The sequence below is a fragment of the Curvibacter sp. T50 genome, from assembly GCF_057219955.1.
Window position 1 is genome coordinate 564170 of sequence record NZ_JBXVVU010000001.1, and the last position, 15969, is coordinate 580138.

Annotated in this window: 16 protein-coding genes; 14 read left to right on the top strand and 2 right to left on the bottom strand. The window is 62.7% G+C overall.

Annotated features, from left to right (window positions below; genetic code table 11):
- From AC2EBU_RS02665 to AC2EBU_RS02710, 10 genes are all read left to right on the top strand, one after another.
- Positions 1–699 carry an ABC transporter ATP-binding protein gene (locus AC2EBU_RS02665; protein ID WP_484608834.1) on the top strand — a complete coding sequence of 233 codons (699 nt, stop codon included), beginning with the start codon at positions 1–3 and terminating at the stop codon, positions 697–699.
- Positions 700–822: 123 nt separating this feature from the next.
- Positions 823–2931 (top strand): 3-hydroxyacyl-CoA dehydrogenase NAD-binding domain-containing protein, encoded by a 2109-nt coding sequence (locus AC2EBU_RS02670; protein WP_484608835.1) that lies wholly within the window; start codon positions 823–825, stop codon positions 2929–2931.
- Between the two features lie 41 nt (positions 2932–2972).
- Positions 2973–4148, top strand: coding sequence for an acetyl-CoA C-acyltransferase (locus AC2EBU_RS02675; protein ID WP_484608836.1), 1176 nt, complete (start codon positions 2973–2975; stop codon positions 4146–4148).
- 9 nt (positions 4149–4157) lie between these two features.
- Positions 4158–4598 carry a PaaI family thioesterase gene (locus tag AC2EBU_RS02680; protein ID WP_484608837.1) on the top strand — a complete coding sequence of 147 codons (441 nt, stop codon included), beginning with the start codon at positions 4158–4160 and terminating at the stop codon, positions 4596–4598.
- A 38-nt stretch (positions 4599–4636) separates the two neighbouring features.
- Complete coding sequence (locus AC2EBU_RS02685) at positions 4637–6460, top strand: acyl-CoA dehydrogenase (protein ID WP_484608838.1); 1824 nt, start codon at positions 4637–4639, stop codon at positions 6458–6460.
- Between the two features lie 22 nt (positions 6461–6482).
- The gene (locus AC2EBU_RS02690; RefSeq protein WP_484608839.1) at positions 6483–7274 is read left to right on the top strand and encodes an SDR family oxidoreductase; all 792 of its coding nucleotides are present in this window, start codon (positions 6483–6485) and stop codon (positions 7272–7274) included.
- Between the two features lie 4 nt (positions 7275–7278).
- On the top strand, positions 7279–7710 hold the full coding sequence (locus AC2EBU_RS02695) for a PaaI family thioesterase (RefSeq protein ID WP_484608840.1): 432 nt from the start codon (positions 7279–7281) through the stop codon (positions 7708–7710).
- Positions 7711–7789: 79 nt separating this feature from the next.
- A complete protein-coding gene (locus AC2EBU_RS02700; protein WP_484608841.1) occupies positions 7790–8806 on the top strand; it encodes an NADP-dependent oxidoreductase in 1017 nt (338 codons plus the stop codon).
- 25 nt (positions 8807–8831) lie between these two features.
- Positions 8832–9791 carry a glutathione S-transferase family protein gene (locus tag AC2EBU_RS02705; protein ID WP_484608842.1) on the top strand — a complete coding sequence of 320 codons (960 nt, stop codon included), beginning with the start codon at positions 8832–8834 and terminating at the stop codon, positions 9789–9791.
- Entirely contained in the window at positions 9788–10708 is a 921-nt protein-coding gene (locus AC2EBU_RS02710) for an SDR family oxidoreductase (protein WP_484608843.1), read from the top strand. Before AC2EBU_RS02705 ends, AC2EBU_RS02710 begins: the two co-directional genes overlap by 4 nt.
- A gap of 39 nt (positions 10709–10747) precedes the next feature.
- Here the strand turns inward: AC2EBU_RS02710 and AC2EBU_RS02715 are convergent, their stop codons facing one another.
- Positions 10748–11509: a PP2C family protein-serine/threonine phosphatase gene (locus AC2EBU_RS02715; RefSeq protein ID WP_484608844.1), complete on the bottom strand. Its 762-nt coding sequence runs from the start codon at positions 11507–11509 to the stop codon at positions 10748–10750.
- Between the two features lie 31 nt (positions 11510–11540).
- The gene (locus tag AC2EBU_RS02720) at positions 11541–12347 is read right to left on the bottom strand and encodes an outer membrane protein assembly factor BamD (protein WP_484608845.1); all 807 of its coding nucleotides are present in this window, start codon (positions 12345–12347) and stop codon (positions 11541–11543) included.
- A 14-nt stretch (positions 12348–12361) separates the two neighbouring features.
- Here AC2EBU_RS02720 and AC2EBU_RS02725 point away from each other — a divergent pair, with 14 nt between their 5' ends.
- From AC2EBU_RS02725 to ndk, 4 genes are all read left to right on the top strand, one after another.
- Positions 12362–13393 carry an RluA family pseudouridine synthase gene (locus tag AC2EBU_RS02725; protein ID WP_484608846.1) on the top strand — a complete coding sequence of 344 codons (1032 nt, stop codon included), beginning with the start codon at positions 12362–12364 and terminating at the stop codon, positions 13391–13393.
- A gap of 119 nt (positions 13394–13512) precedes the next feature.
- Positions 13513–14169, top strand: a complete 657-nt coding sequence (gene scpB, locus AC2EBU_RS02730) for an SMC-Scp complex subunit ScpB (protein WP_484610099.1) — start codon at positions 13513–13515, stop codon at positions 14167–14169.
- Positions 14166–15410 (top strand): pseudouridine synthase, encoded by a 1245-nt coding sequence (locus tag AC2EBU_RS02735; protein ID WP_484608847.1) that lies wholly within the window; start codon positions 14166–14168, stop codon positions 15408–15410. Before scpB ends, AC2EBU_RS02735 begins: the two co-directional genes overlap by 4 nt.
- A gap of 120 nt (positions 15411–15530) precedes the next feature.
- The gene (ndk, locus tag AC2EBU_RS02740; protein ID WP_484608848.1) at positions 15531–15956 is read left to right on the top strand and encodes a nucleoside-diphosphate kinase; all 426 of its coding nucleotides are present in this window, start codon (positions 15531–15533) and stop codon (positions 15954–15956) included.
- The last annotated feature ends 13 nt before the right edge of the window (positions 15957–15969 follow it).

The window sequence follows — 15969 nt, forward strand, 5'->3', positions numbered from 1 at the left end:
ATGTTGGAGGTACGCGCACTCCACGCTGGCTATGGAACAAGTCGTGTGCTGCATGGGGTGGATCTGTGCGTCGGCTCCGGAGAAATTGTTGCCCTGCTGGGGCGAAACGGCTCTGGTCGATCGACGGTCGCGAAGGCGCTGATGGGCCTGGTGGTGGCCGAGGGTAGCGTGCGATGGCATGGACGGGAACTGGTGGGCGAACGGCCCTATGAAATTGCCCGTGCGGGCCTGGGATATGTGCCGGAGGGCCGTGATGTCTTTCCGACCTTGACCGTGCACCAGAATCTGCTGTTGGGGCAAAAGCGGTCCCCTGTGAGCGGAAATGCCTGGACGTTCGACGAGATGTACGCCTTGTTTCCGGCGCTGGCGTGCCGGCGCGATACCGAGGCGGGCGTGTTGTCGGGCGGTGAACAGCAAATGCTGACCCTGTGCCGGACGATGATGGGCGGGCCGCAACTGGTCATCATTGACGAACCGACAGAAGGCCTCGCGCCGCAGGTGGTGGAGCAAGTGGCCAGCTTCCTCAAGACGCTCAGGAGTCGGGGCGTCTCGGTTCTGCTGATCGAACAGAAGCTCACCATTGCGCTGACGATTTCAGACCGGATCGCAGTGATGGGACAGGGCAGGGTGGTCTTTGAAGGCGCCGGTACTGCGCTGCTAGGGGATAGTCAGGTACGCCAGGAGTGGCTTGAGGTCTGATACTTGCGGACGTCCCGACAGTGACAAGCGGTTGTTGCTCAGTCGAGCGGACAACCTAGAATCAATAAATCGAACGCTCGTTCGTTTTTCTGTTATCCGTTTCGTTCAATAAGGAACCACAGCATGACAGCTGAGTACAAAGTCCACGGCGACGTGGCGGTGATCACGCTCAACAACCCGCCGGTCAACGGTCTGGGTTACGAGACCCGGCTTGGCATCACCAACGCCCTGGCACAGGCCAATGCGGACGCGGCGGTGAAAGCGGTGGTGCTGACCGGCGCCGGCAAGGCCTTTTCCGGCGGCGCGGACATCCGCGAATTCGGCAGCCCCAAGGCGCTCCAGGAGCCGAACCTGCTCAGCGTGATCCTGGCGCTCGAGAATTCCGCCAAGCCGGTGGTTGCCGCGATCCATTCGGTGGCCATGGGCGGCGGGCTCGAACTGGCCCTCGGCTGCCACTACCGCATCGCCGCGCCCGGATGCAACGTGGCCTTGCCCGAGGTCAAGCTGGGCCTGATTCCGGGGGCGGGCGGCACGCAGCGCCTGCCGCGCGTTCTCGGTGTCGAGCCGGCGCTGAACATGATCGTCAGCGGCGAGCCGATCAAGAGCGAGATGCTGGCCATGCTGCCCGGGCAGAAGCTGTTCGACCGGATGGCCGCCTCGGTCGAGTCGCTGCCCGACGAGGCCCTGGCGCTGGCGCGCGAGATGGCGGCGAAACACGCCGACGGCAGTGCCCTGCCGCTGGTGCGCAACCTCCCCTGCAAGCACAAGGACGGCGACGCCTACTTCCAGTTCGCGCGCAACATGGTCAAGGGCATGGCCAAGAATTTCCCGGCACCCGCCAAGTGCGTGGATGCCGTCGAAGCAGCCACCAGGAAGAAGTTCGCCGAAGGCATGGCTTTCGAGCGCGAGATCTTCATCAACCTGATGTGGACGCCCGAGTGCAAGTCCTTGCGCCACCTGTTCACTGCCGAGCGCGCCGCCAGCAAGATCCCCGATGTGCCCGAGAGCACGCCCCGGCGCGAGATCGCCTCCGTGGCCGTGATCGGCGCCGGCACCATGGGCGGCGGCATTGCCATGAACTTCCTCAACGCCGGCATCCCGGTGAAGATTCTGGAAATGAAGCAGGAAGCGCTGGATCGCGGCATTGCCACGATCCGCAGGAACTACGAAGCCCAGGTCAAGAAGGGCAAGCTCAAGCAGGACAAGTACGAGCAGCGCATGAGCCTGCTGAGCACCACGCTGCGCTACGACGACATCGGCTCGGCCGACCTGGTGATCGAGGCCGTGTTCGAGGAGATCGGCGTCAAGGAAGCCGTGTTCAAGGAACTCGACCGCGTGATGAAACCGGGCGCCATCCTGGCCTCCAACACCTCCACGCTGGACGTCAACAAGATCGCGAACTTCACGAAGCGGCCCCAGGATGTGGTGGGCCTGCATTTCTTCAGCCCGGCCAACGTGATGAAACTGCTGGAAGTGGTGCGGGGCGACGCCACCGCCAAGGACGTGCTGGCCACGGTGATGGCCGTGGCCAAGAAGATCCGCAAGACGGCGGTGGTCTCCGGCGTCTGCGACGGCTTCATCGGCAACCGCATGATCGAGCAGTACGGCCGCCAGGGCGGCTTCCTGCTCGACGAAGGCTGCACACCCGCGCAGGTCGACAAGGCGATGGAGAAATTCGGCATGGCCATGGGCCCGTTCCGCATGGGCGATCTGGCGGGCAACGACATCGGCTGGGCGATCCGCAAGCGCCGCTACCAGGAAAAACCGGACATGAAGTACAGCAAGACCGCCGACCTGCTGTGCGAGAAGGGCCGTTTCGGCCAGAAGACCGGCGCCGGCTGGTACGACTATGTGCCAGGCAAGCGCGACGCGATCCCGAACGCCGAGGTGGTGGCGATGATCGAGGAACACCGCAAGTCGCTGGGCATCACGCCGCGCAAGATCTCCGACGAGGAAATCGTGCAGCGGCTGGTGTTCGCGCTGGTCAACGAAGCGGCGCACATCCTGGAAGAAGGCATCGCCAACAAGGCCAGCGACATCGACGTGGTCTACATCTTCGGCTATGGCTTCCCGGTGCACCGGGGCGGCCCGCTGAACTACGCCAACGAGGTCGGCCTGTTCAACGTGGTGCAGGCGATGAAGCGCTTTGCGAAAAACCCGCTGGACGACGCGAAGTTCTGGGAGCCGGCGCCGCTGCTGGCCCGGCTTGTCGCAGAAGGCAAAACCTTCTGACCCACACCGAACGATCACACCGAACTGAACAGGAACCAACCATGACCAACGCCGTCATCGTTTCCACCGCCCGCACGCCCCTGACCAAGAGCTGGAAGGGCGCCTTCAACATGACCCATGGCGCCACGCTCGGCGGCCACGCGGTGCAGCATGCCGTACAGCGTGCCGGCATCGACGCCGCCGAAGTCGAAGACGTCATCATGGGTTGTGCCAACCCGGAAGGCGCGACTGGCGCCAACATCGCCCGCCAGATCGCCCTGAGGGCCGGCCTGCCGATCACCACATCCGGCATGACAGTGAACCGTTTCTGCTCGTCGGGCCTGCAGACCATCGCGCTGGCCGCGCAACGCATCATCGCCGGTGAAGGCTCGGTGTACGTGGCCGGTGGCGTGGAAAGCATTTCCTGCGTGCAACAGGAGATGAACCAGCACATGCTCAAGGACCTGGCACTGGAAAAGCAGAAACCCGAGATCTACTGGAACATGCTCCAGACCGCCGAACAGGTGGCCAAGCGCTACCACATCGGCCGCGACGCGATGGACGAATACGGCGCCGCCAGCCAGCAGAAGGCCGCGGCCGCGCTGGAGGCCGGCCTGTTCAAGGCGGAGATCGCCCCGATCACCGTGACCGCCGGTGTCGCCGACAAGGTCATGGGCCTGATGACCAAACAGGTCACGGTCGAGAACGACGAGGGCATCCGCCCCGGCACCACGTTCGACGCCATTCATGGTCTGCGCTCGGCCTTGCCCGGCGGACTGGTTTCGGCCGGCAACGCCAGCCAGTTCAGCGACGGCGCCGGCGCCTGTGTGCTGATGGACGAAACCCTCGCACAAAAGCGTGGTTTGCAGCCGCTGGGCCGTTTCCTCGGTTTTGCCGTCGCGGGCTGCGAGCCCGACGAAATGGGCATCGGCCCGGTGTTTGCCATTCCCAAAGTGCTGTCACGCCTGGGGCTGAAGATGGACGACATCGACCTGTGGGAGCTCAACGAGGCCTTCGCGGTGCAGGTGATCTACTGCCGCGACAAGCTGGGCATTCCCGCTGACCGCCTGAACGTCAACGGCGGTGCCATCGCCGTGGGCCACCCCTACGGCGTCTCGGGCCAACGCCTCACCGGCCACGCACTGATCGAAGGCAAGCGCCGCGGCGCGAAGCGGGTCTGCGTCACCATGTGCATCGGCGGCGGCATGGGCGCGGCCGGCGTTTTCGAAGTCCTTTGAGGACCGAAAATGAAGAACGCCATGATCAGCGCGGAGGCCTTTCTTGCCATGGGCCGCGAGATCCTGGCGAAACAGCCTTTTTCCGTGCTGATCGGCGCTGAACTGGCAGCTTTGTCCCCCGGCCGATGCGAACTGCATGTACCGATTTCTGACTCGGTAAGGCAACAACACGGCTTTGTCCACGGTGGCGTACTCAGTTACGCCGCCGACAATGCCCTGACCTATGCCGGGGGATCGGCACTGCAGGTTCCGGTTGTTACCTCCGAATTCAAGATCAACTACGTCCGGCCGGCGGTGGGTGAGCGACTGATCGCGCGGGCCGAAACGATTCATGTCGGCAAGACCCAGGCGGTGTGCCGCTGCGACGTGTTTGTAAGCCAGGGTGGTGAAGAAAAGCTGTGTGCCGTGGCGCAGGGCACCATTGCCGCGCTCCCGGCCAAAGACGACTGACGGCTCTCACCAGCCATCACGACCCAGAAGAGAGCCCCATGAGCCTTCGCCCGACCATCGACTTCCTGCTCAACGACTGGCTCGGAGTCGAGAACCTGAACCAGCGTCAGCGCTTTGCCGACCACAGTCGCGAAACCTTTGACGCGGTGCTCGACACCTGCGAGCGCATCGCGCGTGAAAAGTACGCCCCCTTCAACCGCCTGGTGGACACGCAGGAGCCGCACTTCGACGGCGAGAGGGTGGTCCTGCCGCAGGCCACGCACGACGCGCAGAAGGCCTACGCCGAGAGCGGCATGCTCAGTGCGGCGCAGGACTACGACATCGGCGGAATGCAGCTGCCCTACACGGTGGAGGCAGCGGCCAACGCGTTCTTCGCGATGGCCTCGGTCTCCATCGGCAGCGGCATGCTGTCGGTGGGCAACGCCAACCTGTTGATGACGCACGGCTTGGAACTGCAGAAGAAGGTGTTCGCGCTCAACGAGTTCTCGGGCCGCTGGTCGGGGACCATGTGCCTGTCCGAGCCGCAGGCCGGCTCGTCGCTGAGCGACCTCGCAACGCGCGCCGTGCCGGACGGGGAGGGCTACGAAGCCGACCCACTCGGCCCGCGCTACCGCCTCACAGGCAACAAGATGTGGATCTCGGCCGGCGAACACGAGCTGACTGAGAACATCATCCATCTGGTTCTGGCCAAAATCCCAGATGAGCACGGCAGACTGGTGCCGGGCGTCAAAGGCATCTCGCTGTTCATCGTGCCCAAGAAGCTGGTGGACATCGAGGGCAACCTCACCGGCGAACGCAACGACGTGGCGCTGGCGGGCCTGAACCATAAGTGCGGCTGGCGCGGCACCACCAACACCTTGCTGAACTTCGGCGAAGGCAAGTACCCGGTGCGCGGCAGTTCCGGCGCCATCGGCTACCTGGTCGGCCAGCCCGGCCGGGGTCTGCAGTGCATGTTCCACATGATGAACGAGGCCCGCATTGGTGTGGGTATGGCCGCCACCATGCTGGGCATGGCGGGTTACCACGCGTCGCTCGACTATGCGAAGAACCGCCCACAAGGAAGACCGCTGACATCGGGCGGGAAGGATGCCGCCACGCCGCAGGTCCGCATCATCGAACACGCGGACGTCAAGCGCATGCTGCTGGCGCAAAAGAGTTACGCCGAAGGCGCGCTGGCGCTGGAGCTGTACTGCGCCCGGCTGGTGGACGAGCAGCACACCGGCGCCCCCGAGGCGGCCGACGACGCGCGCCTGTTGCTGGAGGTGCTGACCCCGATTGCCAAGAGCTGGCCCAGTGAATGGTGCCTGGAAGCCAACTCGCTGGCCATCCAGATCCACGGCGGCTACGGTTACACACGTGACTTTCCTGTCGAACAGTACTGGCGCGACAACCGCCTGAACATGATTCACGAGGGGACTCACGGAATCCAGGCCATGGACTTGCTGGGTCGCAAGGTGCTGATGGAAAACGGCAAAGGCCTGACGCTGCTGGCCAGCCGCATCCAGACGACGATTGAGCGCGCCAGGCGGGTGTCCACCTTGGCTGCGCACGCCGATGCCTTGGGCCAGGCCTTGAAAGAGATTGGTTCTGCAACACAGGCGGCCTGGGCGACCGGCAATCCGAAGGAGGCGCTTGCCAACGCCGTGCCGTACCTGCAAGCCTTCGGCCACACCGTACTGGCCTGGATCTGGCTGGACGTGGCCTTGACCGCCCATGTTGCTCCGCCCGACGGCCCGCGGAGCGGGCGCCTGGCAGCGACGCAGTATTTCTTCCACTATGAGTTGCCGAAGATCGGTGCGTGGCTGGCCGTCGTTCGCCAGCGCGACCTGACCTGCGCTGATCTTGCCGAAGACGCATTTTGAAATTCACCCTGAAGGAGACACCATGACCCGTACCGTGACCGAATTGCTTGACCTGCGCGGAAAAACCGCGCTGATTACCGGAGGCTCGCGAGGATTGGGGCTGCAGATGGCTCACGCGTTAGGCGAGGCCGGTGCTCGCGTGCTGATCAGTTCGCGCAAGGCGTCGGACCTGGAAGAGGCGTGCGCAGAACTGCAGTCAGCGGGGATTGACGCCCGCTGGGTGGCTGCCGACTGCCAGCAGGAAGCCGATATCCGGCATCTGGCGTCTGAAACGGCGCAACGCCTGGGTGACGTCGACATTCTTGTCAACAACGCTGGCGCGGCCTGGGGTGCCCCGGCAGAGGACTACCCGCTCGAAGCCTGGGACAAGGTGATGAACCTGAATGTGCGCAGCTATTTCCTGCTGAGCCAGCTTGTTGCCAAGGCCAGCATGATCCCGCGTCGCAAGGGCAGCATCATCAACACGGCCTCCATCGCGGGGCTGGGTGGCAATCCGTCCGGGATGGAGACGATTGCCTACAACACGTCAAAAGGCGCAGTGATCAATTTCACGCGGGCCCTGGCTGCCGAGTGGGGCGAGCATGGCATCCGCGTCAACGCCATCTGCCCTGGCTTTTTCCCCAGCAAGATGACCGCCGGGACGCTCAAGGCCATGGGCGAAGAAAAGCTCGCCGCGCATGCGCCGCTTCGCCGACTGGGCGACGATGAAGACCTCAAGGGCATCACCTTGCTGTACGCCTCGGACGCTGGGAAACACATCACCGGCCAGTGGCTGGCCGTAGATGGTGGTGTCAGTGTGATCACCGGGGGTTGATGTCGTGTCGATTGCCTTTGGCGCGAACATTCCGTTTGTCGAACATCTGGGCTTTACTCTGGAGCAGTTTGCCGACGGAAATTCGACACTGCACTTTGCGCCCCGGCCGGAACATCTGAATTCCTTTGCGGTCACCCATGGCGGCGCGCTGATGACCTTTCTGGATGTGGTGATGGCCACTGCTGCCCGCAGTGTGTTGCCCGAGTCCGGTGTCGTGACGATCGAGATGAAAACCAGTTTCATGCGCCCGGCGCGCGCTGCGGCCGGTGGATTTCTGATCGGTCGCGGACGGCTCTTGCACCGTACGCGCTCGACGGCGTTCACCGAAGGAACGGTATACGACGACGCGGGCGAAGCCTGTGCCCATGCAACCGGTACGTTCCGATACGTCCAGCGACACCTCGGGGGCCCCCAGGCACCGCTTTCGACCGACTGAGTCCGGATTTTGACCGAAATAGGTCAATACCCAGCGTAAAACGGTCACTTCGTGCTATCAACTTCATAAGGAAACCGTCATGCCCCAGAACAAACAAGTCCTGCTCGACAACCGCCCCGAGGGCGAAGCCACGGCCGCCAACTTCAAGCTTCTCACCACGGAAACCCCGCCGCTCCAGGACGGCCAGGTGCTGGTGCAGCACCACTACCTGAGCCTGGACCCCTACATGCGCGGGCGCATGAACGCGGGCAAAAGCTATGCCCAGCCACAGCCGCTGGGCGAGGTGATGCAGGGCGGCACCGTGGGCGAAGTGGTCGAGTCCCGCAACCCGCGCTACAAGCCCGGCGACAAGGTCGTCGGCATGGGCGGCTGGCAGGAATACGGTGTGGTGAACGCCGACCAGCCCGGCGCGCTGCGCAAGGTAGACACCACCCACGTGCCACTGAGCCACTACCTGGGCGCGGTCGGCATGCCGGGCGTCACCGCCTGGTACGGGCTGGTGAAGATCATCGCGCCCAAGGCGGGCGACACGGTGGCCATCAGTGCGGCCACCGGTGCCGTGGGCAGCGCCTTCGCGGCCCTGGCCAAAGCGCGCGGCTGCCGCGTGGTGGGCATCGCCGGCGGGCCGGACAAATGCGCGTACGCGGTGAACGAGCTCGGCTACGACGCCTGCATCGACTACAAGGTCCATGCGGACGCGGCCTCGCTCGCCAAGGCGCTCAAGGACGCCTGCCCGAACGGCATCGACGGCTACTTCGAGAACGTCGGCGGCATGGTGCTGGACGCCGTGCTGCTGCGCATGAACGCCTTCGGCCGCATTGCGCTGTGCGGCATGATCGCCGGCTACGACGGCGCGCCGCTGCCGCTGACCTACCCGGCGCTGATCTTGGTGAACCGCCTGAAGATCGAGGGCTTCATCGTCAGCGAGCACATGGAAGTCTGGCCCGAGGCGCTGGCCGAACTGGGCCAGCTGGTGGGCAGCGGCAAGCTGCGCCCGCGCGAGTCCGTCGCCCAGGGTATCGAGTCGGCTCCCGAGGCCTTCATCGGCCTGCTCAAGGGCAAGAACTTCGGCAAGCAGCTGGTCAGGCTGATCTGATCCAACACGCTGGACTGGAGCCCCGATGAGCACGCCCACGCTGATCCTGCACCACTACCCGAACTCGCCGTTTTCCGAGAAGGTCCGCCTGATCCTGGGCGCCAAGCAACTGGCCTGGCAGTCGGTGCTGGTCCCGGCCATCATGCCCAAGCCCGATGTGCAGGCCTTGACCGGCGGCTACCGCAAGACGCCGTTCCTGCAGGTCGGCGCGGATATCTACTGTGACACCGCGCTGATCGCCGATGTGCTGGAGCATGTGCAGCCCGAGCCCGCGCTGTACCCGCCCCACCTCAAGGGCGTGAGCCGGGTGTTCGCGCAGTGGGCCGACAGCACCCTGTTCTGGGCCGCCATGGGCTACAACCTGAGTCCCCGAGGCGCGGCCGAGATGTTTGCCGGCGCGCCGCCCGAGGCGGCCCGGGCCTTCGCCGAGGACCGCAAGGCGATGTCCGCGGGCATGGCGCGGCTGCGGCCGGGCGATGCGGCATCCGCCTACCGCTCCTACCTGCGGCGCATCGCGCACATGGTCGAGGAGCACGAGTTTCTCTTTGGCGCCGAGCCCTGCATCGCCGACTTCGCCACCTACCACCCGTTGTGGTTCACGCGCACCCGGGTGCCCGGCATGGCGCCGATCCTGGACGCGACGCCAGCCGTGCTGGAGTGGATGGACCGCCTCGCGAGGGGCGGTCATGGCCGGCCCGAAAAGCTAAGCGGGACCGACGCCGTCGCGGTGGCGTGCGCGGCCGATCCCTTGCCGGCCGGTGCCAACCTGCTGCTCGACAGCGCCTTCCAGGACGACCACGGCATCCCGCTGGGCAGCCGTGTCACGGTGGCCGCCGAAAGTTTCGGCCCCGAAGCCACCGAGGGCGAGCTGATCGCCGCCACACGCACCCATTACACGCTGCGCCGCACCGACCCCCGGGCCGGCACGGTGCACGTGCATTTCCCCCGCATCGGTTACATCTTGAAGAAGGCAGAGACGCCATGATCGACGATTTCAAAGGCAAGACCGCCGTCCTGACCGGTGCCGGCTCGGGCTTTGGCCTGGAGTGCGCGCGCATCGGCGCCCGGCTGGGCATGAACCTGGTGCTGGCCGACGTGCAGCAGGACGCGCTGGACGCCGCCGCCGCCGAGCTTCGCGCCGCCGGTGCGACGGTGCTGGCGCGCAAGGTCGATGTGTCCAGCGCCGAGCAGATGGAGGCCCTGGCGGTGGCGACGCGCTCGCAGTTCGGCGCGCCGCATTTCGTGTTCAACAACGCCGGTGTGGGCGCGGGCGGCCTGGTGTGGGAAAACTCCATCCGCGACTGGGAATGGGTGCTGGGCGTCAACCTCTGGGGCGTGATCCACGGCGTGCGCCTGTTCACGCCGATGATGCTCGAGGCTGCCGGGGCCGACCCCAACTACTCGGGTCACATCGTCAACACCGCCAGCATGGCCGGCCTGCTGACACCGCCCAACATGGGCATCTACAACGTCAGCAAGCATGCCGTGGTCAGCCTGACCGAAACGCTGTACCAGGACCTGAGGCTGGTCACCGACCAGATCGGCGCCAGCGTGCTGTGCCCCTACTTTGTGCCCACCGGCATCAGCCAGAGCCACCGCAACCGCCCGGCCGACCTGGCCGACCAGCAGCCCACCCGCAGCCAGCTGATCGGGCAGGCCATGAGCGACAAGGCCGTGGGCTCGGGCAAGGTCACCGCCGCCGAGGTGGCGCAGAAGGTCTTCGACGCCATGATGGCCGACCAGTTCTACATCTTCAGCCACCCCAAGGCGCTGGGCAACGTTCAAGCGAGGATGGACTGCATCGTGCAACAGCGCAATCCCGAAGATCCGTTCGCCGAACGCCCAGAAATCGGTACCCAGCTTCGTGAAGCGCTGCGTGAGGACACGACAAGAACCAATTGACGGCCCGCCAGCCGGGCGCCCTGGCAGTCTGCTATCGACTCAATCGCCGTCCAGGGGGTCAAGGCGGACGACGACCAGCGACAAGTTATCGCCGCCGCCTCGGGCGCGGGTGCGGGCCTTTTCGATGAGGAATTCGCTGGCCTCCCGAGGACCAAGAGATCCCAACACATAACCCATTTCTTCGTTGGTGAAGTAATGCCAGAGTCCGTCGCTGCATGCCATCAGGATGTCGCCGGTGCTTACCTGCAGATGGTCATGGGTGAAAGTCGGATCGTCTTCGGTACCGAGACACCCCATCAGGATGTTGGATTGCGGATGTACGTTGGCCTCTGCCTCGGTCAGTTCCCCGCGTTCCACCAGAGTCTGAACGTAGGAGTGATCGAAGGTCCGCTTGACGAAAGACCCGCCTCGAAACAGATAGACCCGGGAATCGCCCGCATGCAGCCAATAGCACTCCCCCCCGGGATTGATCAGGAACATCGCGATGGTACTGTGCGGTTCCTGCTCCGCCGATATGGCGGTCAGCCGAATGACAATATGCGCCTCTTCGGCAATCTGCCGCAGCAGGGAAGGGGCATCGTCGGCCGAAGGCAGATAAGACTCGAATAGCTGGCGCGCTGTCAGCATCACCTGATCCGAAGCCTTGCGCCCCCCGCTGCGTCCGCCCATGCCGTCTGCGACCACGCCGAGGACGCAACCGGCAACACGTGGGTGGCTCAACAGTGCGACCTGGTCCTGCTGGTACTCCCGGTCTCCCTTGTGGATGCCGGTCGCGGCATTGATTCGATAGCCTTTTTGCATGGTGTGGGGGCCAATTTCTGAATCTAGCGGCCTACCAGAATTTCCACCACGGATTGCCTTTCGGGCGGAATCCTTTGCTCAGGAAATCACTGTTGGGATAATTTTTCTCAAGTACACGTCGAGCATCATCCCGAAGTTTGTCCATGCCCATGGCGTCGTAAGACTGAATCAATATGAACAGGGCTTCCTCCTGGGCCGGTACGTCCCGGTAGTCCGCCAAAGCAAGTTGCGCCCGGTTGACAGCCGCAACGTAGGCGCCCCGGCTGTAGTAATAGCGGGCGACATGGACTTCATATTCCGCGAGGGAATTCAAGATGTAAGTCATGCGCGCGCGCGCGTCCGGTGTGTAACGACTGTCCGGAAATCGGGTGACAAGTTCACGAAAAGACTCAAAGGACTCTTTGGCGGCTTTCTGGTCGCGCTCGGACAAATCCTGCCGGGTCAGAAACGAGAACATGCCCAATCTGTCGTTGAAGTTCACCACTCCCTTGAGGTACAGGGCGTAATCAATCCCCGGGCTGGTCGGATGCAACCGCATGAATCGGTCCAGAACAGCGATCGCCTGCGCTTTCTCGCCGCCTTTGTAATGGGCGTAAGCCTTTTCAATCTGTGCCTGCTGGGCGAGGGGAGTGCCTGCAGCGCGTCCTTCCAGCTTTTCATACAAGCTGACGGCTTTGTCGAAGCCGCCGGAGTTCAACTCGTCTTTCGCTTCCGCATAAATACGGTTCGGGCTCCATCCGGCGGTGTTGTCGACAGGTGTCGAAGAGCAGGCTGCCAGGAGCATCAGCAGCGCCAGACAAGTGCCGGTCGAGACCATCGATAATTGCAAACGTGCCATCAGGACCGACTCTCTTGAAACAGAAGACAGAAATTATATCGACCGCCCCCCTTGCGACCGGTGCAATGCCCGCAGACATCGAAGACACGGAACTCGATTCGGAAACGGAAGTACGAACCCTGGAGGTTGGGATCGCCGGACATGGGCAGCGTCTGGACCATTTTCTTGTCGAAGCGTTTCCGGAATTCTCCCGCAGCTTTCTCCAGTCGGCCGTGTTAGCAGGGTGGCTGGCGCACAACGGTCATGTAGCCACACGACCCGCAACCAAGGTGCGGGTAGGTGATGAAGTTGCGATCGAACTCAGGCCGACGGCGAAGAGCTTGGCTTTTCGTGCGGAGCCCATGCACCTGGATATCGCCTATGAAGATGCTAGCTTGGCGGTGATCAATAAGCCGGCGGGACTGGTCGTCCATCCTGCGCCGGGAAATTGGAGTGGAACCCTTTTGAACGGATTGCTCGCCCGATATGAAACAGCCGGAAATTTGCCTCGGGCTGGCATCGTGCATCGGCTTGACAAGGACACGAGCGGCTTGATGGTTGTCGCGAAAACGCGGGAAACGATGGATCGGTTGGTTGGCCTGATTGCGACCCGCTTGGTCTCCCGTCACTACCTGGCAGTCTCACCGCACCCTTGGCGGGGGGAAAGGGAGTTTTCGGTCTCTGCGCCCATCGGTCGTGATCCAAAGAACAGGCTTCGTATGGCCGTTGTGGAATCAGGGTCGGGCAAGCCCGCACGAACTGATTTCAAAGTAGTCGACTCCAGTTCGTCAGGCACCCTTTTCCATTGCGCACTCCATACAGGACGCACGCACCAGATTCGCGTTCACCTGGGCAGCATCGGAATGCCGTTGGCGGGTGATGCCGTTTACGGCCGAGATACCGCACGTGACCCGATAGCGCGCCAGGCTCTTCACGCCTTCTCTTTGGCGTTCGTCCATCCGACCAGTGCGGCACCCCTGAGGTGGTTTTGCCAGCCACCTCAAGATTTCGCCAAGCTGCTGGAAATTTGGGGCCTCCGATACAATGCTTCCATTGCAGGGGCTTGAATGTCCCCGGCCCACCTTGCTCCGGCGCGATGGCCTTCGTTGCCGAGACAGTCGGAATGTGCGTTCGTTAGTTGTCGACGGCGCTGAGTATCAATCCAACCCATCCTTTTGCCTTTGCCATGAACACGGCGGACGCCCGGCGTATTCTCGAAGCAGCGTTGATCTGCTCCTCTCAGGCCGTGCCCGTGCGAGAGTTGCGGTTACTCTTCAATGACGAACTTGGGGCGGATTCCATCAAGTGTCTTTTGTCGGATTTGCAGCAAAGTTGGTCACAGCGTGGGATAGAACTGGTGCAGGTGGCCAGTGGCTGGCGCTTTCAAAGTCGGCCCGAAATGCGGCCGTACCTTGAACGGCTACATCCCGAAAAACCTCCCAAGTACACCCGAGCGACATTGGAAACGCTCGCAATCATTGCCTATCGCCAGCCGGTGAGTCGTGGCGATATGGAGGATATTCGGGGTGTCATGATCAATTCCTTGATCCTCAAGCAACTCGAAGACCGGGGATGGGTCGAAGTCATCGGACATCGAGACGCACCTGGTCGCCCGGCGCTGTACGCCACGACTCGGCAATTCCTCGATGATCTGGGAATAAGTTCGCTGAATGAATTGCCCGAAATGCAAGCTGGGCTTCTTCCTGAGGTCGATGCGATGGGTGGGTTTTTGCAGTCCGCTGCGCCTGTTGAGGGTACTGCCGGTTCAGATGTGCGCTTGTCGGACAGGTCTGGCGCGCCAGCTGGTGTGTCGGACGATTTCTTTGCAGGGTCCATGAGATGAACAGTACTTCGAAAGCCGATGTCGCCGCTGGTGCCCAGGACTTGCCGATTCCGGAAGCTGCGGCACCGGAGTCAAGTGATGCCCCACAAATGAGCGCCGATCGCAGTCCTCTGGGAGAGGTCAGCATGACCGTCTCCCGATCGACCCGAGACGCTGTCGCGTTTTCGGACGTGATCTCCGGTGACTATGACCAAGTTCGCGACGACACTGAGATTGGTCCTGTCAAGAGGGTACTGAATCCCCAGCCGGAATCGCCCAAGTTGCACAAGGTCCTTGCGCAGGCGGGTCTCGGTAGCCGGCTCGAGATGGAGCAGCTGATTCTCGAAGGACGCATTTCGGTAAACAACGAGCCCGCTCACATTGGCCAGCGCATTCAGTTTGGTGACAGGGTAAAGATCAACGGCAAACCCGTCCACCTGCGCATCGCTCCTCCGCCCCCACGAATCATTGCCTATCACAAACCGGCCGGCGAAGTGGTGACTCATGACGACCCCCAGAACCGGCCGACTGTATTTCGCCGGCTTCCGCGGTTGGCATCCGGAAAATGGCAATCTGTGGGACGTCTTGACCTGAACACCGAAGGGCTGCTGCTTTTCACCAATTCGGGCGAGCTGGCCAATCGTCTTATGCATCCTCGTTTCGGGCTGGAACGGGAGTATGCCGTTCGGGTACTAGGGGCCTTGAGCAAAGATGAAAAGCAACGCCTGCTTGATGGCGTGCCGCTGGTCGATGGCCCGGCCAAATTTTCGTCCATTGAGGACGGTGGCGGCGAAGGCTCGAATTGTTGGTACCGCGTGACGATCGCCGAGGGACGAAATCGGGAAGTCCGTCGAATGTTGGAATCGGTCGGTCATGCGGTCAGCCGACTGATTCGCATCCGGTACGGCGCCATGTTGTTGCCGCGCGGTCTTCGGCGCGGTACTTGGACAGAGCTTGACGAAACTGATATTCGCGCGCTTTCCGCTGCTGCGGGCCTGGGCCCCGTAGGCGCTCGCCAAAATCCCGCCCCCCGCGGTGCTCGGAACGGAAACCGTCCAAAGCGAAGTGGTCAGGAGCACTCCATCGGGAGGAAAACCGGCGCGAATTCCGGTGACGGTCAACGCGTGACGACGGAAAGACCCAGGAAGGACTCGGCGGGACAACCCGATCCAATGAAAACTTCGCTTGGCTACATTGGCGAGGACAGCTACCGACGCAATCAACGCCTGCAGTCACAGGGGCGGCGCAGGGGTAGCCGTTGAACCGAAGTTGCGGCAGGAATTCCTTCTCTGTCAGGTGGGGACCGATTCGGTTGTGCATCACGGTAGAATCGAAGGCTTTCCATCAAGCAGACGCTTGATTAATTCTCAGGAGTGAAAATAATGGCTATTGAGCGCACGCTTTCCATCATCAAGCCCGATGCTGTGGCAAAAAATGTTATCGGGCAGATTTATGCACGCTTCGAAGCGGCTGGTCTGAAAATTGCCGCTGCTCGCCTGGTCCAGCTCTCGCGGGCTGAAGCCGAAGCGTTTTACGCCGTGCACAAAGCCCGTCCTTTCTTCAAGGATTTGGTCGAATTCATGATTTCCGGCCCCGTGATGGTGCAGGTGCTTGAGGGCGAAAACGCAATCTTGAAGAACCGTGACCTGATGGGTGCAACGGACCCGAAAAAGGCGGCTCCGGGTACGATTCGCGCCGATTTCGCTGACAGCATCGATGCGAACGCCGTCCACGGGTCGGATGCGGCTGAGACAGCGGCGGTCGAAATTGCTTTCTTTTTCCCCGGCTTGAATATTTACAGTCGCTGATTCTCCGAACAGC